The sequence below is a fragment of the Pseudidiomarina tainanensis genome (genome assembly GCF_004214835.1).
Lineage (GTDB): Bacteria > Pseudomonadota > Gammaproteobacteria > Enterobacterales > Alteromonadaceae > Pseudidiomarina > Pseudidiomarina tainanensis.
Genome location: NZ_PIQJ01000001.1, coordinates 692,533 through 711,680 on the forward strand (window position 1 = coordinate 692,533; position 19,148 = coordinate 711,680).

Genomic DNA, 19,148 nt, shown 5'->3' on the forward strand with positions numbered 1-19,148 from the left:
GCTTTGGACCTTTGTCTTTTCTAATATCTAATATCCAACATCTAGTATCGTATTTGTTCTTCTTCAGACCTAAGTCGTATGGGAAAAAGCTGGTAACACGCTACATTAGACAGCAGTGGCAGTAGATAAGGATTTTCACCATGAGTTACCCGCGCGAATACGAATCATCACTCCAACGCACTGAGGCGTTTTGGTTGAAGCAGGCTGGACAGTTGCATTGGTTCAAAGAGCCCAGCACAGCATGCCAGTTAAAAAGTAACGGCACCGCCGATTGGTTTGCTGATGGTGAGCTAAATATTTCGTTTATGGCGCTTGATTACCACGTTGATAATGGCCGTGGCGATCAAGTGGCACTCATCTATGATTCGCCGGTAACGGAAACCAAACAACAGTTTACCTATCGCGAGTTACGCGATGAGGTAGCATTGTTTGCTGGATTGTTGAAAAAGCACCACGTTAAAAAAGGTGACCGTGTGGTTATCTATATGCCGATGATCCCGCAGGCGGCCATCGCGATGTTGGCATGTGCACGATTGGGGGCGATTCATTCGGTAGTATTTGGTGGCTTTGCGCCGCATGAATTAGCGGTTCGAATTGATGATGCGCAACCTAAAGTTGTGGTGACAGCCTCATGTGGTGTTGAGGTCAATCGCGTCATTCCATATAAACCGATGGTGGATAAAGCGATTGCTGAAGCTAGCCATAAGCCTAGCAATGTGATTGTTTATCAACGTGAGCAGTGTCAAGCAGAGCTTAACCAGCCGGGTGACCTTGATTGGCAAGCTGAAGTGGCAAAGGTAACGCCAGCTGAATGTACCGTGGTGCCGAGTACACATCCGTTATATGTTCTCTATACTTCTGGTACTACCGGCAAACCCAAGGGCGTTGTGCGCGACACGGGTGGTTATGCGGTGGCGCTGCATTACTCGATGGAAACGGTTTACGATATCAAGCCAGGCGAGGTGATGTTTACCGCTTCTGACGTCGGCTGGGTGGTTGGGCATTCCTACATTGTTTACGGCCCATTACTGGCGGGCGCGACGACGATCTTATATGAAGGGAAACCGGTCAGAACACCAGATGCTGGTGCGTTCTGGCGGGTCTGCGCAGATTATAAAGCCACGGTATTATTCAGTGCGCCCACCGCATTTAGAGCGGTGAAAAAAGAGGATCCAGAGGGCAAAATACTTGAACAATATGATTTAACTGCGCTGGAACGGATTTACATGGCGGGCGAACGACTCGATCCGCCGACTTATGATTGGACCACAGAAATTACCGGTAAGCCAGTCTATGATCATTGGTGGCAAACAGAGTCTGGGTGGCCGATCTGTGCCAATCCTGTAGGTATCGCCGAGCACCCAATCAAACCAGGTTCAGCGACGCTCCCATTGCCAGGTTACGATGTTCGTATTGTTGATTATAAAGGCCAAGAGCTGGCCCCCAATGAGCAAGGTGCAGTTGCCATCAAGTTGCCGTTACCACCAGGGTGTTTGACGACAATCTGGAATGACGAAGAGCGCTTTGTCGGTGGTTATTTAAGTGAGTTTGAGGGATTTTATTCAACGGGCGACGGTGGCTATAAAGACGACGATGGCTATGTATTTATTATGGGCCGAACCGACGACGTGATAAATGTGGCCGGTCATCGCTTATCAACGGGCGAAATGGAAGAGATTCTGGCTAAAGACAAGGCGGTGGCTGAATGCGCCGTGATTGGTGTACAGGATTCTTTAAAAGGTCAGGTGCCAGTTGGCTTGGTGATCACCAAAGATGGCGTTACTACGAGCGATGAAGAGCTCAGTGCTCGTCTAGTGCAACTGGTGCGTGATGAAATTGGTGCGGTGGCGTGTTTGAAGCGAATCTTGATTGTGCCACGCTTACCGAAAACGCGTTCGGGGAAAATTCTGCGTCGGGTATTGCGTCAATTAGCCGACGGCGAACAAGTTGTGGTGCCATCGACTATCGATGACCCAACCTGCATAGATGAAATTCGTGAGCGCTTAGCGAATTAAGCGCTCATTTAAACTAAGCAATAACTTAGAGCTCATCGGCCGCATCGTTTTCTGGTCGCGGTTTTGATTTCGCTGGTGAGTTCTGTTTCTTGGCTTTTGGTTTGCTGACAGCTTCGGTGTGCACTTTGGCATCGTCATTCCAACTACGAATATGCAAATCGCGCTGTGGGAATGGAATTTCAATGTCATATTCTTCGAGCGAGGTATGGATTTCCCACATAAACGCCGCTTTAACGGCACTTGGCCGATTTACCGCTTCCGGTTTTAGCCATACCACCAATTCGAAATTGAGTGAGCTATCGCCAAATTCCGTTAACCAAACCTGTGGTGGGCGATGGCTCCCATCATCTAGTGTATGCGGCACACGCTCAGCAGCCTCTAATACCGCTTTACGCACCAATTCTTTGTCGGTGCCATAGGCCACACCAAATCCAATTTTAATGCGTCGAATGGTGTCGCGCATGGTCCAGTTGGTGACTCGACCAGCAACAAACTCGGAGTTTGGAACAATAATATCGATGTTGTCGTTGGTGGTGATGATGGTGCTACGAATATTAATTTCTTTTACTTCACCAGTTACGCCTGATTCGAGTTCTACAAAATCACCAACTTTGAGTGTTTTCTCAAACAGCAACATAATCCCAGCTGTGAAGTTGCTGATTAGATTTTGTAAACCGAAACCAACACCGACACCTAATGCGCTGGCGAAAATCGCAAACTTCGTCAGATCAATGCCTATGGATGCCACGGCAATGAGCGCACCCACCACCATCACCACATAATGGGTGATACGGGTGAGGGCATAAACCGACGATTGCGCCATTGATTTCCGATAACTGGCAATGCGTCGTAGTCCGTTTTGGAGTATACGTGAAAAAATGTAGGTGACGATTAGTATCATCACCACGCGGAAGATAGAGCCGTAAGTTATCGACGTTTCGCCTACCTTAAACAGCTCGGTTTGCAACCAACCAAAAAGGTGTTGCACTTCAGCAAGAATTTGCTCCATGCGCTGTTATCCCATTTGCGCTTGCAAATACAGCTCTAAACCCAGTTTCTCAATGAGTTCGAGTTGCTGACGTAACCAATACGCATGGTCTTCTTCCGTATCTTTTAAAATACTAATGAGCATATCTCGCGTGACAAAATCACCCGCCTGCTCGCAGAATTTGATCACACTGCGTAAAGTGCGCGCATTACCGTACTCAAGCTCTAAATCATTCGCCAGCATGGTTGGTACCTCGTTCGCAATGGTGTGCGGCTCGCGCCCGTTCATATTGGGTTGGCCGCCTAAAAACAGAATACGGCGTATAAGTAAATCAGCATGACCGCGTTCGTCATCTACTTCGTGATTGATACGCTCGTAAAGTTTGTCCAACCCCATATCTTCATATATGCGTGAGTGTGCAGTGTACTGATCAATCGAAGTCAACTCGTACGCCAGCAATTTATTCAGTTGCTCAACAATAGCTTGGTGATCAAGATTCATGACAACTCCTTATTCGCTATCCAACTTGGTTTGCAGATATTTCGCCAAACTAATTTTATCGACCAAGTCCAGTTGTGTTTCTAACCAATCAAGATGTTCTTCTTGTTGCTCAAGAATTTCCGTCAGCTCATCTCGGCTAACGTAGTCTTGTGCCGATTCACAAACGGCAATAGCAGCGCGAATGGCAAGCACGTCGTCCATTTGTACTTTATGGTCGAGTTGGAGCATTTCATGCGGATCTTCGCCGATGAATAGTTTGCCAAGATCTTGAAGGTTAGGGAGGCCACCTAAAAACAAAATGCGCTCGATAATGTCATCAGCGTGTTTCATTTCGTAAATGGAAGCTTTGTAGATTTTACTATTGAGCTCACCAAAGCCCCAATTTTTGTACATGCGGGCATGTAAAAAGTATTGGTTTATTGCGGTAAGCTTGCGGGTGAGTATGCGATTAAGTTCTTGTAAAACCTTACTGTCGCCTTTCATGACTACAACTCCTAACTGTTATTTTTTAACAGCTTAAGCGTAGCACACCTCGACTGGCAATAAAGTTTCTGATTTTAATCGTGCATTACGATCAGCAACAGCGTCTTTGACAACTTCTTTCGCGCACTGTGTACAGCAGCCACACTGAGTGCCGACGCCATACTGCTGGCGCAGTTCACGCATACTGTTTAAGCCATCGTCGACTGCGCGACGAATGGTTTTATCAGTGACACCTTTGCATAGACATACGTACATAGTTGGCTCCGTACTGTTACGAAGCTAATGATAACGCAAACAAGAATGATTCGCAATAAAAACCAAGGGCAAGATATTTGCTATTGGATATTAGATATTAGGAAAAGATAAATACCCGATACATCGGCGCTAATATCTAATATCCAATATCTAATATCGCTTTCGCTTTTCAGAGGCTGATGATCAGGAGGATGACGTGCAGTGCCACCACCGTGAACGTTAATCGACCGCGCAACTCCAAATACCACGAATGTGTGCTCAGCTTGCGGCGTTCGTAGTTTAACCAAAATAGATGAAGTAGGGCCAAGACGGCAAGAAACGCGAGGGTTGAGTCGCGGCATATTGGTAGCTGTGTTGCGATTAGTACGGCGAAACCGGTAACAGAAGGCACCATGCTCCATTGCAGGCTGCGGCGGTGATCGCTGTCAGCATCAACCATACAGAGTCCCCAGTGAATGCCACCGAGGAAACTGAAGATAATGGCGCTGTATAGAATAAATAGGCTGATGGCGAGCTCGCCGTTGAAGTCGAGCAATGCCATGAGCGTTAGCACAATAAACGGAACAAGTCCGGCGAAACCAAGGCGTTGTGCCGTATATTGTGAGATCAAATTCATGCGATAAATCCTGTTTGTAATACGTAAATGGTGTAACCAACATAGCAGGCCACAAAAATACCACCATGTACGCGATTGATTCGGTTCGGACGGCTGTTCGGGCGAAACGCGAAAATCAATAACATGAACGTTAACACTGTCATCATTAACCAATCACGACTCAAAACCAGTGGTTCGAGTGAAATAGGCGTGATGGCGCCGGCAATCCCCACTACGGCTAAGGTATTGAACATGTTTGAGCCAATCACGTTACCTAACGCGAGGTCGTGTTCGTTTTTGCGTACCGCAGCAATGGCTGATGCTAACTCTGGTAACGAGGTACCAACAGCAACCACGGTTAAACCGATAACTAAATCGCTAACTCCTAGTGCGGTGGCAATATCGACAGCACCCCAGACTAAAATACGCGAACTGATAATTAATAAGATCAATCCAATGATTAACCAAGTGACGGCGCGTCCAATTGGCATCGTGGCTTCTTTAATTTCTTTATCAAAGTCGTCACTTAAGGTATCTGTGCTACCGGTCATACCTTGATAAATACTCCAGCCCAGATAGCTGGCGAAAATTGCAAGTAACACCCAGGCTTCAAGAGTGGTGATGACGCCATCAATGAGTGGCCATGCGGCTAGCAATGTGATGGTAATCAGCATCGGTGCTTCACGTTTTAATACCTGACTGGCCACAGCAATTGGCGCTAAAAGCGCTGTAATACCCAGAATAAGTGCAATATTCGTGATGTTGGAACCATAGGCATTACCTAATGCTAAACCGGGATTGCCTTGCATTGACGCCAACGCAGAAACCACCATTTCTGGTGCTGATGTACCAAAGCCGATAATCACCATACCAATGAGTAGGGCTGGCATACCTAAATGATTTGCTGTTGCAGCAGCACCATCGACAAATCGGTCGGCGCTCCATACTAATAAAGCTAAACCAACAATAATGGCAGCAATAGCGAGTAACATAGAATTCCTTGGTGTTTTTTAGTTGGTCAATATTTTAACGTGAATTAGTAGTGCTTGTGAATGCAGGCTTGAACAGTCTAGACTGAATGTAGCTAAAAGAAGAGGATTTCGTTATGGCGGACAAGCAGTTAGCGCGACCAGAATTTATGATTGATAGCTGGGACTTTAGTCAACATCCAGCTCAACCCATTCATGATAACTTTCATAACCGGCAACAAAGTTGGTTTCATTTCCAGCGCAATATACCTGGGCTAGCGTCATGGTTAATCGATGCGGGTATTCCAGAACCGATTATAGATGCGGTGCTTGAAGAAGATACGCGACCACGATTTGATCGCTTAAATGATGGCTTCTTGTTGATACTACGTGGTGTCAATTTAGCCGAAAATGATCAGCCTGAAGATATGGTCAGTTTACGAATTCTCTATTTCAAAGGTAATTTGTATAGCTTCCGTCGACGTCCGGTGCGAGCTGTCCAACTTATTCAGCAAACGTTAGAACGTGAACAAGGGCCGCAAACCTTGCCTGATTTTATTTTGCATTTGGTTGATGAAATGACCAACAAAATTGAACAGTTGCAAGACAATATTGAAGCTGAAATGGAAGCGCTTGAGGATGATACCAAAGGCACTACCAGTGAACGTCAGTCTGCTTTGACACAATTACACCGCCGCCTGTTACGGCTTACTCGATTTGTGCGCCCTCAGTTGACGGCGCTTGATAAACTCGCTGCTGACAGCACGAAGTGGTTTGATGCTGATTGGACACAATGGCTTTTGAACGAACGCGATAATACCCATCGCGAGCTAGAAAACATGGAAATGTTGTTGGAACAAGTATGGATGTTACGTGAACATTTGCAGCAAGACTTAGCTGAAAAAATGAATCGTAATACTTACTGGTTGTCGATGGTTGCAGGCGTGTTTTTGCCGATTAGTTTTTTGACCGGGTTATTCGGCATTAATATTGGCGGTATGCCAGGCGTGGACCATGGCAACGCTTTTTGGATATTTAGCGCTGCGCTATTCATTATTGCTGTAGTCGAATTCTTGTTGTTACGCCGATTGCGTTTTTGGTAACACCGAAGGTAGCGGCTGAACTGTTGGTGCCTGGTCATGAAAGCCTGGCAATTCGCAATGGTCAGCCGCAAACACAACTAAGTGATCAAATTCAGGCCGCAAACCAATATTCGCCCCAACGTTGAACTCTTCGTGTGACGGGCTCAAGGTCAGAATTTCGATGCCGCTGGCAAGTTCAATGGTGTACAAGTTATGCGCGCCGCGGAAGCCTCGTGCTTTGATGGTGCCGCGCAACCGAGAGGTTGGATCGGGTACCAAATCATCTGGGCGAACCAAAAAGCTTACCGGTGTGCCGGCCGGTACTTGTAGCAAGCTCGGGTGTTCCAACATACCCAATGGCGAGGCGAGTGAACCTTCTGTGTTCACCGTACCTTGCAACAACACACCATGGCCGATGAAATCGGCAACCAATTGATGTTTCGGTTGGTGATAAAGCTGATAGGGTGTATCCCATTGCAATAATTCGCCTTGATACATCACGCCGGCTTTGTCCGCCATCGCAAACGCTTCTTGTTGATCGTGGGTGACCAACAGTGCAGTGATGCCTTCTTTTTTCAGCAGTTCACGTACTTCAACGGCAAGACGCTCTCGTAGCTCCGCATCTAAGCTAGAAAACGGTTCATCCAACAATAACAACCGAGGTTTTGGTGCGAGCGCTCGAGCCAACGCAATACGTTGCTGCTGCCCGCCTGATAATTCATGCGGAAAACGCTTTTGGTAACCAGGTAGACCGATGCGATCGAGCAATTCGTCAACACGTGCGCGGCGCTTTGCTGCACTAGCTTTTTGCATACCAAAGCTAATATTGTCAGCGACATTCAAATGCGGAAATAGCGCGAAGTCTTGAAAGACCATTCCAACGCCACGTTGTTCAGGTGCGAGCGTGTATTTAGCATCGGACACAGAGGTGTCGTCAATGTGAATAGTCCCAGATTGTAAGGTTTGAAAACCTGCTATCGCGCGTAACAAGGTTGTTTTGCCACAGCCACTTGGGCCGAGTAAGCAACCAATCTCGCCTTGTTTTAATTCAAACGTGACGCCACGAACAATATGTGATGCGCCGAAGCTAATCTGAATTTTATCAAGCTGTAACCGGGACAAATTCTTGCTCCTTTAACGCCGACTGTTGTGACTTTAACATAGCGCGAGACAATAAAATAACAGGGATCAAGCCGACCAAAACCATCATCAATGCAGGTGGGCCAGCGTCTGGCAAACGCTCATCACCAGCCATTTCGTATGCACGAACCGCTAGCGTATTGAAATCGAATGGACGCAGTACAAGCGTTGCCGGTAATTCTTTTAATACATCGACGCCCACTAAAATGAGTGCGGTCAGTACGCTGGGACGTAACAACGGCAAATGGATTTTACGCAATACTTGTAGTGGTTTATAGCCTTGAATACGCGCGGCTTCATCCATACTTGGGCGAATCTCGCCGAGCCCTGCTTGAATAGTTTGGAGTGAAACGCTAAGAAAACGGACACTGTAGGCAAATAGCAGGGCGAAGATGGTACCCGATAATAGCAATCCTGGATTCACGTCAAACCATGCTTGGCTTGCCGCAATGATCAGATGATCGATCGAGGTCAAAAACACCATGAGACCAACCGCTATGACGAGGCCGGGGATGGCGTAGCCCAAACCGGCAAAAGCAACACTTGTTCGTACTATTTTAGTGGGGATTTGGCGTCGGCCATAGGCTAACCATAAGGCCATTGTCACAACTAACACAGCCGCCAGAACAGCTAGACCGAAGCTATTAAATGTCAGTTGCCAAAAGTCAGGATCTTGCCAAACTTCGGCTCGTTCAATTGACCAACTGGTGAGTTGTAGCGCGGGCAAAATAAAGCCAAATACTAATGGTAACCAACAGGCAATGCTGGCGGCGATTGCTTTCCAACCCCGCAACTCAAATGGTGGTGCAGGACGATTATTGCGTTGATCGTAGCGCGCTTGGCGACGCGACCAACGTTCGATAAAGATAAGTAAAATGACTGCAATCAGCAGCATTCCGGCTAATTGGAGAGCTCCTTGCAGGTCACCAAGACCATACCAAGTGCGGAATATTCCGGTCGTAAAAGTGGTGACGCCGAAGTAGGCGACAGTGCCATAATCCGCTAACGTTTCCATCAGTGCTAGTGTCGCGCCAGTCACAATGGCAGGCCGTGCCAAAGGTAGCGCGAGGCGTAAAAAACACTGCCAAGGATTAAGCCCCAGACTGCGTCCAGCTTCGATGGTTGTAGCCGACTGCTGGATAAAGGTGGCGCGCGTGATCAGATAAACATAAGGGAACAGCACTAGGCTTAACACAATGATGGCGCCACCGAGACTGCGAATCTCAGGGAACCAGTAATCGCCGTAACTCCAATTGAACCATTCGCGCAAAGATGATTGCACCGGACCGGCAAAATCAAGCATGCCTGTATAAGTGTAGGCAGTGATGTAGGCTGGCATTGCTAGTGGAAGCAACAATGCCCAACTCAGGATTCTTTGCCCGGGAAAGCGGCATGCGGTGGTCAGCCATGCGGTGCTAACACCTAACACGATGACGCCAACAGCAACGCCGATTAATAAAAGCAGTGAATGACGAATGTATTCGGGAACCACAGTCGCCCATAGATGGCTAAGGGTTGCGGTGTCGTCACTCCACGCAAGTTGTAGCACCGACCAACAAATAACAAGCAACGGCACGCCAATAACGACGGCCGTTACGACTAATGAAAGTTGGCGCCACAAACTAGAGCGCATTAACGCCAGCCAGCACGATTCATTAATTTGACTGCTTCAGCGTTATTTTCGCCCAAGAAAGTCATCGATAAATCATCGGCTTTAAATTCGCCCCAAGCTTGCAAGGTTTCGCTCCACTCAACACCTTCCACGGCTGGATATTCATTGTTTGTGGCAGCATACCAAGCTTGTGATTCAGCTGATAATAAGAACTCAATGAGTTGCTGAGCTTCAGCCTTGTTTTTCGCATGTTTGGTTAAACCGATACCTGACACATTCACGTGTGTGCCGAAGCTATCTTGATTTGGCCAGAAAATCTTCAACTTGCTTGCCGCTTCACGTTGCTCCGCATCATCACCAGTTTGCATCAAACCAAAATAATACGTGTTCGCGACTGCAAGATCGCAGACCCCGGCCGCCGCTGCTTTTAACTGATCACGATCGCCACCAACCGGGGGCTTCGCGAGATTATTAACCAGTCCTTCGGCCCAGGCTTCAGTTTTTTCTTCGCCCCAGTGCTCAATTAGTGCCGCAGTGAGTGACTGGTTATAGATATTGTCAGATGAGCGAATACATACTTTCTTGTTCCATTCAGGCTTGGCTAAATCTTCATAGCCGCTTAACTGACTTGGATCGACACGGTCTGCAGCATAAAAGATTGGGCGAGCGCGCAAGCTCAGACCAACCCATAAATTATCTGTTCCGTGTAAGTGTGCAGGCACTGACTCAAGCGCTTTAGCTGATGTTAACGGTTGAAATACACCGGCTTCGGCCGCACGGTGTAAATTGCCGGCATCTACAGTGAGAAATAAATCAGCCGGCGTATTCTGGCCTTCGTTCTGTAAGCGAGCGAGCAATGCATCGCCACCACCGGTTAAAAGGCGTACTTCAATACCGGTTTCTGCGGTAAACTTTTCTAATACTGGTTTAATGAGCGCTTCTTTTCGCGCTGAATACAGGTTAACTGTAGCTGCTTGTGCTACGGTTGCTGTTAAACTCGCAGCAACTGCTGTCATTGTGAAGATTTTGCGCAACATAGTTGAACTCATAGCTTAATACCTCGTATTGATGGGTGAAGTATATCGAAAAAAGATAACGAACGATATTGATTCGCATTTGGTACCTACAAATAGTTTGACGCAAATGAGAATTGTTATCAACAACTGATTGGAAAAAATTATATAAGGATTATTTATGTCGAATATGTCTGCACTTGCATTGATTGGTGTGCTCTCAATTCTGTGCCAGTGGGGTGCTTGGCGCATGAAAGTGCCAGCCATTCTGCCCTTACTTATTGTAGGTATTGTGATTGGGCCGGTATTCGGTGTGTTAGATCCTGACGCCGTGTTTGGTGATATTTTATTTCCACTGGTATCGTTGTCGGTAGCCATCATCCTGTTTGAGGGCTCGCTGACGTTGAAGTTTGATGAAATTCGTGGCCATGGTCGAATGGTAACAAACCTGGTCAGCATCGGTATGTTAGTGACCTGGGTGAGTATCGCTATCGCATCCTACTACCTGATTGGTTTTGGCTGGGAATTGGCCGCTTTATTCGGTGCTTTGGTAGTCGTTACTGGGCCGACGGTGATTATGCCAATGCTGCGCTCGGTGCGCCCTTTAGCGCGTCTTGGCAATATCCTGCGCTGGGAAGGGATTATTATTGATCCTATCGGTGCGTTGCTCGCAGTATTGGTTTATGAATTTATTATTGCTAGCCAAGGGGCTGGCTGGACGCAGGCATTACAAGCCTTTGCAACGACCATCGGCGTTGGCTTCGCGCTCGGCTCTGCGGGCGGTAAATTATTAGGTTGGGCGCTAACGCGAAATATCTTCCCACATTACTTGCGCAATGTTGCGACACTGGCTGTGGTGCTCGGCGTGTTTGCCGTGTCCAATGCCATGCAACATGAGTCTGGCCTACTTACCGTGACAGTCATGGGGATGGTGATGGCCAACATGCGTGGCCTTGATTTAGATGAAATTCTTGAGTTCAAAGAAACCTTATCGGTTCTGCTCATTTCAGGCCTCTTTATAATTCTGGCCGCAAGACTGCAACCGGATGCCTTTAATTCTCTTGGTTTACCAGCGGTCATACTCCTAGCGATTATTATCTTTGCCGTACGCCCACTGAGTGTGTGGCTGTCGTCGATTGGTACCCAAACTGAATTCAAAGAAAAAGTCTTGCTGAGTTGGATAGCGCCACGCGGTATTGTCGCGGCAGCTGTCTCAGCTTTGTTTGCTTTAAAAATGCAACAAGCGGGTTGGGAACAAGCAGAAATGCTGGTGCCGCTCGTATTCTTAGTGATTTTAAGTACCGTTATTTTGCAGAGCTTGACCGCTAAGCCGTTGGCTCATGCATTAAAGTTACGTGAGCCGCCCGCACGTGGATTCTTGATATTTGGTGCTAATCCAACCGCTCGCTTAATTGCTAAATCGCTGAAGGAGAATAAATTCCCTGTCATGTTGGCGGATACTAACTGGGAACACATTAAGCAAGCGCGGATGGAAAATCTGCCGGTTTACTTCGGTAATCCGACGTCTGAGCATGCCGAGAATAATATGGATTTAACCGGTATTGGTAACGTGCTGATATTATCGCCGTATCGTCAGCTTAATCCTGTCGTGGCCATGCATTTTATGGACTGGTTTGATGCCGAGAAGATTTTTGCATTGCACAGCACTGAACATGATGCACCGGCGCGTAATCAGTTACCTGAAGTATACCGTAAGCGTCTGAAACTATTCGGTAAAGGAGTTACGTTCTCGAAGTTAGCTAGCCTGACTTTTCAAGGCGCTCAAGTGAAAACCACTGCGTTAACCGAGTCGTTTCACTATGATGATTATCAGGATCGCTATGGTAATCGAGCGTTACCATTGTATGCACTGGATGAACGTGGCCATTGTCATTTGTTTTCGAGTGATCAAACCTTTGAGCCAAAGGCAGGGTGGCAGATTGTTGCGTTGGTAAGTCCAGAGCAAGAATCAGAAGAAAACTAACATTTTTTTAAATTAAATCGTTTTTAAAATGAAAAACTTATGCTTTTGTTACCAAATTGTAATTGAAATGAGTTTTTTTATTAGATAAGATGCCTGCATGGATTTGGGATGGCACTCATGGAATGACGTTATCCCGTTGAACACGGATGTTCTATCTCCTTTTTTCTTCCTCGTTTAGCCTTTATACTGCAGAACCATTTTTCGGTTGCTGTGGAATTCTGTTATGACCTCTGTCAAATGGCGTAAAGCCTTACATAAAACGACTCTCATCAGCGCAATCATGCTGTTGATGGCTTGTGAGCCTCAGCCAACCGGCGATGAAGCTGAACAATATGTGCTATCGATTGATCAACTGCAATTACCTACCGCGAATTGGGCTTTATCATCAGCTGCGATTCAGCTTAGTTTTTGCCGTGATCGCGTTAATGAAGCGTTGATGGCAGAAGCGGATGAGTTAAATCGTTGGCGCTTAGTTGGTGAGCAATCGGCTTTTCCAGAAAATCGACAAGAAGGCTTACAGCAACTGATCGAGTTATATCGCCAACATGACGTATTGTTGTATCAGCTCTCAGGCAACTTCGGAGCGCAATGGTATCGAATTGCCTACCGGCCCAATCAACCTGAACCGAATATTATCGAGGCTTTTGCTAAAATAGGGCGAGATTCGAAAATTTGCTTTAGTTCACTTGATAATGACTAGCGAGGTGCAAATGACAACGCTACAACAACTAATTGAGAGCAAACTGGTGGAGGAGTTCGCGCCAGTTCACCTCGAAGTCATCAATGAAAGCCATATGCATGGCACACCAAGCGACGATTCGCACTTTAAAGTAATTATGGTCGCAGAACAATTTGACGGTTTGCGCCTGCTTCAGCGTCACCGTGCGGTAAATAAGGTGCTCAATGATGAGCTCGCCGGACCGGTGCATGCGCTGGCATTGCATGTATACAGCCCAGTGGAATGGCAGCAATTGCATGAAGTACCAATGTCGCCAGCATGTCGTGGCGGTAGCAAGCTCGACCAAGGCTAACAGCTCAGATCACTTGCGGCGTCCCACTCGGTTACACTAGCCGCCATTTATATCGATATGAATTCAAAACAATAGGACATAACAACATGGTTATTCATCCAAAAATTCGCGGGTTTATTTGTACCAATGCTCACCCAGTAGGCTGTGCCGCCCACGTGCAGCAGCAAATTGATTACGTGAAGCAACAGCCGGCATTAACTGATGTACCAAAGCGCGTGTTAGTTATTGGGTGTTCGACAGGTTACGGTTTAGCGACTCGAATCAATGCCGCCTTTGGCGCTGGCGCGAAAACCTTAGGTGTCTGTTTCGAAAAAGAACCAACGGAAAAGAAAACAGCAACTGCCGGCTGGTATAACACCGCTGCGTTTCATACTGCTGCAAAGCAAGAAGGCCTATACGCGCACACGATCAATGGTGACGCGTTCTCAAATGAAATCAAGCAAGAAGTCATTGAGAAAATAAAAGCAGATTTCGGGCAGGTTGATTTGGTTGTCTACAGCCTCGCGTCGCCAAAGCGCAAAGACCCAGTGACAGGCGATGTCTACAGTTCAACCTTGAAGCCAGTAGGGCAGGCATACACCACCAAAACCTACAATACTGATAAAGACGAAGTGTCAGAAATCACGTTAGAGCCAGCGAATGATGATGAGATTCAACAAACCATCAAAGTGATGGGTGGCGAAGATTGGGAATTATGGCTTGCCGCGCTACATGATGCTGGCGTATTAGCACCAAATGCGAAAACGACAGCTTATACCTATATCGGTAAAAAGCTGACGTGGCCAATTTATGGTCACGCGACCATTGGCAAAGCAAAAGAAGATCTTGATCGTGCCGCGGCCGCCATGCGTACCCGTTACACTGACATTAATCTTGAAGCTTATGTGTCGTCACTTAAAGCGTTAGTCACTCAGGCAAGCTCGGCTATTCCTGTTATGCCGCTATATATTTCATTGATTTATAAAGTGATGAAAGAAGAGGGCACCCACGAAGGATGTATTGAGCAAACACATCGTTTATTACGTGACGCTTTGTACGCTGAAAATCCAGTGCTGGATAAAGCCGGTCGACTGTTCATGAACGGCTGGGAAACCAACGATAAAACCCAAGCGAAAATTGAAGCGCTTTGGAATCAAGTGACGCAGGATAATTTCCATCAGCTTGCTGATTACGCTGGGTATCACAGTGATTTCTTGCAACTGTTCGGCTTTGGCATGGATGGTGTTGATTACGACGCCGACGTCAACCCCGTTGTCACGTGGTAAAAACCAAAAGCGCTATTAGATATTAGCCATTTGATATTGGAAAAAGACAAAGCCGAAAGCGAAAAGAAATTGGATGAGAGTAAAGCAACGATGCCTACTAATATCTAATATCGAATAGCTAATATCGGTTTTGTTTTACCAAGTAAAAGTGCTAAAATGCGCGCCCTAGGTGAAAATGGACAGAATTTGGTCAGTGTAGGCATTTAAACCTCCGTTTACATGCCTGCGCTGGAGTGAGATTAATCTTCCCTAACGAGTAGTGCAAACGCGTATGATTACGATCAAGAAAGGGCTGGATATCCCGATTTCGGGTGCGCCCCAGCAAACTATCGAGGATGGCCAAGCCATCACCACCGTTGCCGTACTGGGTGAAGAGTATGTGGGAATGCGTCCAACCATGCATGTCAAGGTTGAAGACCGCGTTAAAAAAGGCCAGGTACTTTTCGAAGACAAGAAAAACCCAGGGGTTAAATTCACTGCACCTGCTGCGGGCGTTGTTAAAGACGTACTGCGTGGCGCAAAGCGAGTTTTGCAAGCTGTTGTCATTGAAGTTGACGGCGATGAGCAAGAAACCTTTGCGAAATACGACAGTAACGAATTAGCTAGCCTTGATCGTGCGAAGGTCGTCGAGCAATTAAACAACTCAGGTCAATGGGTTGCGTTGCGGACACGTCCATTTAGCCGCTCTCCGAAGCTTGACGCAGAGCCTACTGCAATTTTTGTCAATGCCATGGATACCAATCCACTGGCTGCCGACCCAGCCGTTATTATCAACGAACAGAAACAAGCATTTATTGACGGTTTGAAAGTTCTTGGCAACTTGACGCAAGGCAAAGTATTTGTCGTAAAAGCAGCTGATGCTGAAGTTGATACTGGCGATGCCAAAGTTCAGCTAGAAAGCTTCGCGGGGCCACACCCAGCTGGTCTAGTCGGCACCCACATTCACTTCTTACAGCCGGTTTCCATGACCAAGCACGTTTGGCACATTGGTTACCAAGACGTGATTACCTTCGGTAAGTTATTTACCACTGGTGAACTGTTCACTGATCGTGTTGTTGCATTAGCTGGCCCAAGCGCGAAGAAGCCGCGTTTGTTGCGTACTCGTCTTGGTGCGAACTTACGTGAACTGACCAAAGGTGAACTCGCGCAAGGTAACAACCGTGTGATTTCTGGTTCAGTGCTGAATGGTCACAAAGTTGACGACGCCCATCAGTGGTTAGGTCGTTTCCATAACCAAGTTAGCGTATTAGCTGAGGGTGACCAGAAAGAGTTCTTTGGCTGGATCAAGCCAGGTGTGAATCAGCACTCTGTGACCCGTGCGTACATGGGGCATTTGAATCCTAAGAAGCTATTTGCGATGACTACCACCACGAATGGTTCTGACCGTTCAATGGTTCCAATCGGCAACTATGAGCGCGTGATGCCGCTTGATATTTTGCCAACGATTTTGCTACGTGACTTGCTCTCTGGCGACACTGAACAAGCTCAGAAGTTGGGCTGTTTAGAGTTAGACGAAGAGGATTTGGCGCTGTGTTCTTATGTTTGCCCTGGCAAATACGAGTACGGTCCTGTGTTGCGTAACATGTTGACCGAAATTGAGAAAGAGGGCTGATCATGGGCTTGAAAAGTTTTCTTGAGAATATAGAGCCAAACTTCGAAAAAGGCGGGAAGTACGAGAAGTTCTACGCCTTGTATGAAGCAGCGGCAACTATCTTTTACACGCCAGGTAAAGTAACCAAAGGCATTACTCACGTTAAAGATAGCGTTGATCTGAAACGCATCATGATTTTAGTGTGGATGATGACTTTCCCAGCGATGTTCTGGGGGATGTACAACATCGGTAACCAAGCAGCGATGGCGCTGGTAAACGGCTATGAACTTGCTGATATTTGGCAAGTCGGTTTGTTTACTGCTTTAGGTGGTGATTTAAGCACTGCAGGCTGGGCCGGTAAGCTATTCTACGGTGCCTGTTTCTTTGTTCCCGTTTATGCAACGACCTTTATTGTCGGCGGTTTCTGGGAAGTACTCTTTGCCTCAATTCGTAAGCATGAAATCAACGAAGGCTTCTTCGTAACTTCTGTTCTGTTTGCGTTGACTCTGCCGGCAACAATGCCGTTATGGCAAGTTGCTTTAGGTATCACCTTCGGTGTGGTTATCGGTAAAGAAATCTTCGGTGGTACTGGCCGTAACTTCCTTAATCCCGCGTTGACAGGTCGTGCGTTCTTATACTTCGCATTCCCAGCGTCTATCTCGGGCGAGCAAGTATGGACTGCCGTTGACGGATTCTCTGGCGCAACTTTGTTGGGTCAAGCAACTGCAAGCACCGACTATATCGCTGACACTGCACTTTGGTGGGATGCCTTCTTAGGTAACATCCAAGGTTCAATGGGTGAAGTTTCAACCCTGATGATTCTTATCGGTGGTTTGGCGCTGATTTATTTCCGTATTGCATCATGGCGCATTGTGTCAGGTGTATTCATCGGTATGGTGGCATTGTCATTGCTATTCAACGTCATTGGCAGCGACACGAACCCAATGTTCGCGATGCCATGGTACTGGCACTTAGTTGTTGGTGGTTTTGCCTTCGGTATGATGTTCATGGCCACTGACCCAGTATCTGCGTCTTTCACCAACAAAGGTAAGTTCTACTATGGCTTCCTGATTGGTGCAATGACTGTACTTATCCGTGTGGTAAACCCTGCGTATCCAGAAGGCATTATGTTAGCGATTCTATTCTCTAACGTATTTGCCCCGCTGTTTGACCACTTTGTTGTTCAATCAAACATTAAACGGAGAATGGCACGCAATGGCTAATAAAAACGAATCACTCGGCAAAACGTTATTTGTCGTGATCGCGCTCTGTTTAGTGTGCGCGGTCATCGTGGCGGGTTCTGCAGTTGGTTTGAAACCAATTCAGCAGAAAAATGCTGCGCTTGATATGCAACGTAACGTGTTAGATGCGGCCGGATTATTAACACCAGAAACAGATGTGGTGGCAGTATTTAATAATCGCGTCGACACACGTTTAATCAACTTGAATACTCTTGAAGAAGTTGACTCTGTTGATGGTAAATCAGCAACGGAATATGACCCAATCGCTTCTGCGAAAAAAGCAGGCTTAGGTACTAAGCTTGAGAAAAGCGAAGACGTAGCGGGCATTGGCGCACTTGAGAACGTTTCTAAAGTTTACTTTATTAACGATGAAAACGGCGCCCTAGAAACTGTTGTGGTTTACGTTCGTGGTTATGGTCTGTGGGGAACCATGTACGGCCTGATGGCGGTTGCGCCAGACATGAATACCATCAAAGGTATTAACTTTTACGAGCACTCTGAAACTCCGGGGCTTGGTGGCGAAATCCAGAATCCTAATTGGACAGCAAGCTGGCAAGGCAAAGAAATTTATGACAATGGCAGTGTTGCGATTGACGTCACCAAGAATGTGACTGACAAAGCGCATGACGTCGATGCTCTTTCAGGCGCGACTCTAACTAGTAACGGCGTTGAAAACACGATGCAGTTCTGGTTTAGCGATAAGGCATACGGCCCACTGTTCGATAAAATTCGCAAAGGGGAGCTGAACTAATGGCGAGTGCAAAAGAAGTCAAAGAGGTTCTATTTGGACCGATTTTTGCTAACAACCCGATTGCCTTACAAATTCTAGGTATCTGCTCGGCGTTGGCAGTCACGTCGAAAATGGAAAACACCGTGGTTATGTGTATCGCATTGACCTTGGTAACCGCATTTTCGAACTTGTTTATTTCAATTATTCGTAATCATATTCCGTCAAGCGTACGTATCATTGTACAAATGACGATTATCGCGAGTTTGGTAATTGTTGTTGACCAAGTTCTGCGTGCTTATGCTTACAGTATTGCAAAAGAATTGTCGGTATTCGTTGGTTTGATTATCACCAACTGTATCGTTATGGGACGCGCTGAAGCTTACGCGATGAAGAGTCCACCAATGTTGTCGTTCCTAGACGGTATCGGTAATGGTTTGGGGTATTCAGTGGTGCTATTAACCGTTGGTTTCATTCGTGAGCTGTTCGGTTCAGGTAGCTTATTTGGCTATCAAATTTTGCAACTGGCTTCTGAGGGCGGTTGGTATCAACCAATCGGCTTGTTGGTGTTACCACCAAGCGCATTCTTCATTATCGGTGGCTTCATTTGGGTACTGCGTACCTTCCGCAAAGAACAAGTAGAGCCGAAGGAATAAG

Annotated in this window: 19 protein-coding genes; 10 read left to right on the forward strand and 9 right to left on the reverse strand. The window is 46.8% G+C overall.

Going from position 1 to position 19,148, the window contains the following annotated elements:
- Positions 1–140 precede the first annotated feature (140 nt).
- Positions 141–2,015 (forward strand): propionyl-CoA synthetase, encoded by a 1,875-nt coding sequence (locus CWI82_RS03355; RefSeq protein WP_130202668.1) that lies wholly within the window; start codon positions 141–143, stop codon positions 2,013–2,015.
- A gap of 25 nt (positions 2,016–2,040) precedes the next feature.
- Here the strand turns inward: CWI82_RS03355 and CWI82_RS03360 are convergent, their stop codons facing one another.
- The 6 genes from CWI82_RS03360 to CWI82_RS03385 form a co-directional block, all read right to left on the reverse strand.
- Positions 2,041–3,024 (reverse strand): mechanosensitive ion channel family protein, encoded by a 984-nt coding sequence (locus CWI82_RS03360; RefSeq protein ID WP_092855986.1) that lies wholly within the window; start codon positions 3,022–3,024, stop codon positions 2,041–2,043.
- A 6-nt stretch (positions 3,025–3,030) separates the two neighbouring features.
- Positions 3,031–3,504, reverse strand: coding sequence for a bacterioferritin (bfr, locus tag CWI82_RS03365; RefSeq protein WP_130202669.1), 474 nt, complete (start codon positions 3,502–3,504; stop codon positions 3,031–3,033).
- A gap of 9 nt (positions 3,505–3,513) precedes the next feature.
- The gene (gene bfr, locus CWI82_RS03370; RefSeq protein WP_092855982.1) at positions 3,514–3,987 is read right to left on the reverse strand and encodes a bacterioferritin; all 474 of its coding nucleotides are present in this window, start codon (positions 3,985–3,987) and stop codon (positions 3,514–3,516) included.
- 33 nt (positions 3,988–4,020) lie between these two features.
- Positions 4,021–4,242, reverse strand: a complete 222-nt coding sequence (locus tag CWI82_RS03375) for a bacterioferritin-associated ferredoxin (protein WP_092855980.1) — start codon at positions 4,240–4,242, stop codon at positions 4,021–4,023.
- Positions 4,243–4,411: 169 nt separating this feature from the next.
- Positions 4,412–4,858 (reverse strand): DUF3429 domain-containing protein, encoded by a 447-nt coding sequence (locus CWI82_RS03380; RefSeq protein WP_130202670.1) that lies wholly within the window; start codon positions 4,856–4,858, stop codon positions 4,412–4,414.
- Positions 4,855–5,829, reverse strand: a complete 975-nt coding sequence (locus CWI82_RS03385) for a calcium/sodium antiporter (protein ID WP_130202671.1) — start codon at positions 5,827–5,829, stop codon at positions 4,855–4,857. Before CWI82_RS03385 ends, CWI82_RS03380 begins: the two co-directional genes overlap by 4 nt.
- A 113-nt stretch (positions 5,830–5,942) precedes the next feature.
- Here CWI82_RS03385 and CWI82_RS03390 point away from each other — a divergent pair, with 113 nt between their 5' ends.
- Positions 5,943–6,908 carry a CorA family divalent cation transporter gene (locus CWI82_RS03390; protein ID WP_092855974.1) on the forward strand — a complete coding sequence of 322 codons (966 nt, stop codon included), beginning with the start codon at positions 5,943–5,945 and terminating at the stop codon, positions 6,906–6,908.
- On the opposite strand, the gene CWI82_RS03395 is transcribed toward CWI82_RS03390, so the two are convergent.
- From CWI82_RS03395 to CWI82_RS03405, 3 genes are read right to left on the reverse strand one after another with little or no spacing between them, the layout of a single operon-like run.
- Positions 6,885–8,009, reverse strand: coding sequence for an ABC transporter ATP-binding protein (locus CWI82_RS03395; protein ID WP_130202672.1), 1,125 nt, complete (start codon positions 8,007–8,009; stop codon positions 6,885–6,887). The two genes, CWI82_RS03390 and CWI82_RS03395, sit on opposite strands and share 24 nt — an antisense overlap.
- Positions 7,990–9,660, reverse strand: a complete 1,671-nt coding sequence (locus tag CWI82_RS03400; protein ID WP_130202673.1) for an ABC transporter permease — start codon at positions 9,658–9,660, stop codon at positions 7,990–7,992. The genes CWI82_RS03395 and CWI82_RS03400 overlap by 20 nt, the downstream gene beginning before the upstream one ends.
- Positions 9,660–10,688 carry a Fe(3+) ABC transporter substrate-binding protein gene (locus tag CWI82_RS03405; protein WP_233340185.1) on the reverse strand — a complete coding sequence of 343 codons (1,029 nt, stop codon included), beginning with the start codon at positions 10,686–10,688 and terminating at the stop codon, positions 9,660–9,662. The genes CWI82_RS03400 and CWI82_RS03405 overlap by 1 nt, the downstream gene beginning before the upstream one ends.
- 145 nt (positions 10,689–10,833) lie before the next feature.
- Here CWI82_RS03405 and CWI82_RS03410 point away from each other — a divergent pair, with 145 nt between their 5' ends.
- The 8 genes from CWI82_RS03410 (at position 10,834) to CWI82_RS03445 (ending at position 19,147) form a co-directional block, all read left to right on the forward strand.
- Complete coding sequence (locus CWI82_RS03410) at positions 10,834–12,636, forward strand: cation:proton antiporter (protein WP_130202674.1); 1,803 nt, start codon at positions 10,834–10,836, stop codon at positions 12,634–12,636.
- 223 nt (positions 12,637–12,859) lie between these two features.
- Positions 12,860–13,336 carry a hypothetical protein gene (locus CWI82_RS03415; protein ID WP_130202675.1) on the forward strand — a complete coding sequence of 159 codons (477 nt, stop codon included), beginning with the start codon at positions 12,860–12,862 and terminating at the stop codon, positions 13,334–13,336.
- 10 nt (positions 13,337–13,346) lie between these two features.
- Positions 13,347–13,667: a BolA family protein gene (locus CWI82_RS03420; RefSeq protein ID WP_092855964.1), complete on the forward strand. Its 321-nt coding sequence runs from the start codon at positions 13,347–13,349 to the stop codon at positions 13,665–13,667.
- 86 nt (positions 13,668–13,753) lie between these two features.
- The gene (gene fabV, locus CWI82_RS03425) at positions 13,754–14,932 is read left to right on the forward strand and encodes an enoyl-ACP reductase FabV (protein WP_130202676.1); all 1,179 of its coding nucleotides are present in this window, start codon (positions 13,754–13,756) and stop codon (positions 14,930–14,932) included.
- A gap of 271 nt (positions 14,933–15,203) precedes the next feature.
- Positions 15,204–16,544, forward strand: a complete 1,341-nt coding sequence (locus CWI82_RS03430) for a Na(+)-translocating NADH-quinone reductase subunit A (RefSeq protein ID WP_130202677.1) — start codon at positions 15,204–15,206, stop codon at positions 16,542–16,544.
- A 2-nt stretch (positions 16,545–16,546) separates the two neighbouring features.
- Positions 16,547–17,746 (forward strand): NADH:ubiquinone reductase (Na(+)-transporting) subunit B, encoded by a 1,200-nt coding sequence (locus CWI82_RS03435; RefSeq protein ID WP_130202678.1) that lies wholly within the window; start codon positions 16,547–16,549, stop codon positions 17,744–17,746.
- Positions 17,739–18,515, forward strand: a complete 777-nt coding sequence (locus CWI82_RS03440; protein WP_130202679.1) for a Na(+)-translocating NADH-quinone reductase subunit C — start codon at positions 17,739–17,741, stop codon at positions 18,513–18,515. Before CWI82_RS03435 ends, CWI82_RS03440 begins: the two co-directional genes overlap by 8 nt.
- A complete protein-coding gene (locus tag CWI82_RS03445; RefSeq protein WP_092855943.1) occupies positions 18,515–19,147 on the forward strand; it encodes an NADH:ubiquinone reductase (Na(+)-transporting) subunit D in 633 nt (210 codons plus the stop codon). The genes CWI82_RS03440 and CWI82_RS03445 overlap by 1 nt, the downstream gene beginning before the upstream one ends.
- The last annotated feature ends 1 nt before the right edge of the window (position 19,148 follow it).

Bases quoted from the DNA above. Each gene is read 5' to 3' on its own strand.
- CWI82_RS03385 (WP_130202671.1), bottom strand. From the start codon at position 5,829: ATGTTACTCGCTATTGCTGCCATTATTGTTGGTTTAGCTTTATTAGTA.
- CWI82_RS03435 (WP_130202678.1), top strand. From the start codon at position 16,547: ATGGGCTTGAAAAGTTTTCTTGAGAATATAGAGCCAAACTTCGAAAAA.
- CWI82_RS03410 (WP_130202674.1), top strand. From the start codon at position 10,834: ATGTCGAATATGTCTGCACTTGCATTGATTGGTGTGCTCTCAATTCTG.
- CWI82_RS03440 (WP_130202679.1), top strand. From the start codon at position 17,739: ATGGCTAATAAAAACGAATCACTCGGCAAAACGTTATTTGTCGTGATC.
- CWI82_RS03400 (WP_130202673.1), bottom strand. From the start codon at position 9,660: ATGCGCTCTAGTTTGTGGCGCCAACTTTCATTAGTCGTAACGGCCGTC.
- CWI82_RS03445 (WP_092855943.1), top strand. From the start codon at position 18,515: ATGGCGAGTGCAAAAGAAGTCAAAGAGGTTCTATTTGGACCGATTTTT.
- CWI82_RS03415 (WP_130202675.1), top strand. From the start codon at position 12,860: ATGACCTCTGTCAAATGGCGTAAAGCCTTACATAAAACGACTCTCATC.
- CWI82_RS03360 (WP_092855986.1), bottom strand. From the start codon at position 3,024: ATGGAGCAAATTCTTGCTGAAGTGCAACACCTTTTTGGTTGGTTGCAA.
- fabV (WP_130202676.1), top strand. From the start codon at position 13,754: ATGGTTATTCATCCAAAAATTCGCGGGTTTATTTGTACCAATGCTCAC.
- CWI82_RS03420 (WP_092855964.1), top strand. From the start codon at position 13,347: ATGACAACGCTACAACAACTAATTGAGAGCAAACTGGTGGAGGAGTTC.
- CWI82_RS03430 (WP_130202677.1), top strand. From the start codon at position 15,204: ATGATTACGATCAAGAAAGGGCTGGATATCCCGATTTCGGGTGCGCCC.
- CWI82_RS03405 (WP_233340185.1), bottom strand. From the start codon at position 10,688: ATGAGTTCAACTATGTTGCGCAAAATCTTCACAATGACAGCAGTTGCT.
- CWI82_RS03375 (WP_092855980.1), bottom strand. From the start codon at position 4,242: ATGTACGTATGTCTATGCAAAGGTGTCACTGATAAAACCATTCGTCGC.
- bfr (WP_092855982.1), bottom strand. From the start codon at position 3,987: ATGAAAGGCGACAGTAAGGTTTTACAAGAACTTAATCGCATACTCACC.
- CWI82_RS03355 (WP_130202668.1), top strand. From the start codon at position 141: ATGAGTTACCCGCGCGAATACGAATCATCACTCCAACGCACTGAGGCG.
- bfr (WP_130202669.1), bottom strand. From the start codon at position 3,504: ATGAATCTTGATCACCAAGCTATTGTTGAGCAACTGAATAAATTGCTG.
- CWI82_RS03390 (WP_092855974.1), top strand. From the start codon at position 5,943: ATGGCGGACAAGCAGTTAGCGCGACCAGAATTTATGATTGATAGCTGG.
- CWI82_RS03380 (WP_130202670.1), bottom strand. From the start codon at position 4,858: ATGAATTTGATCTCACAATATACGGCACAACGCCTTGGTTTCGCCGGA.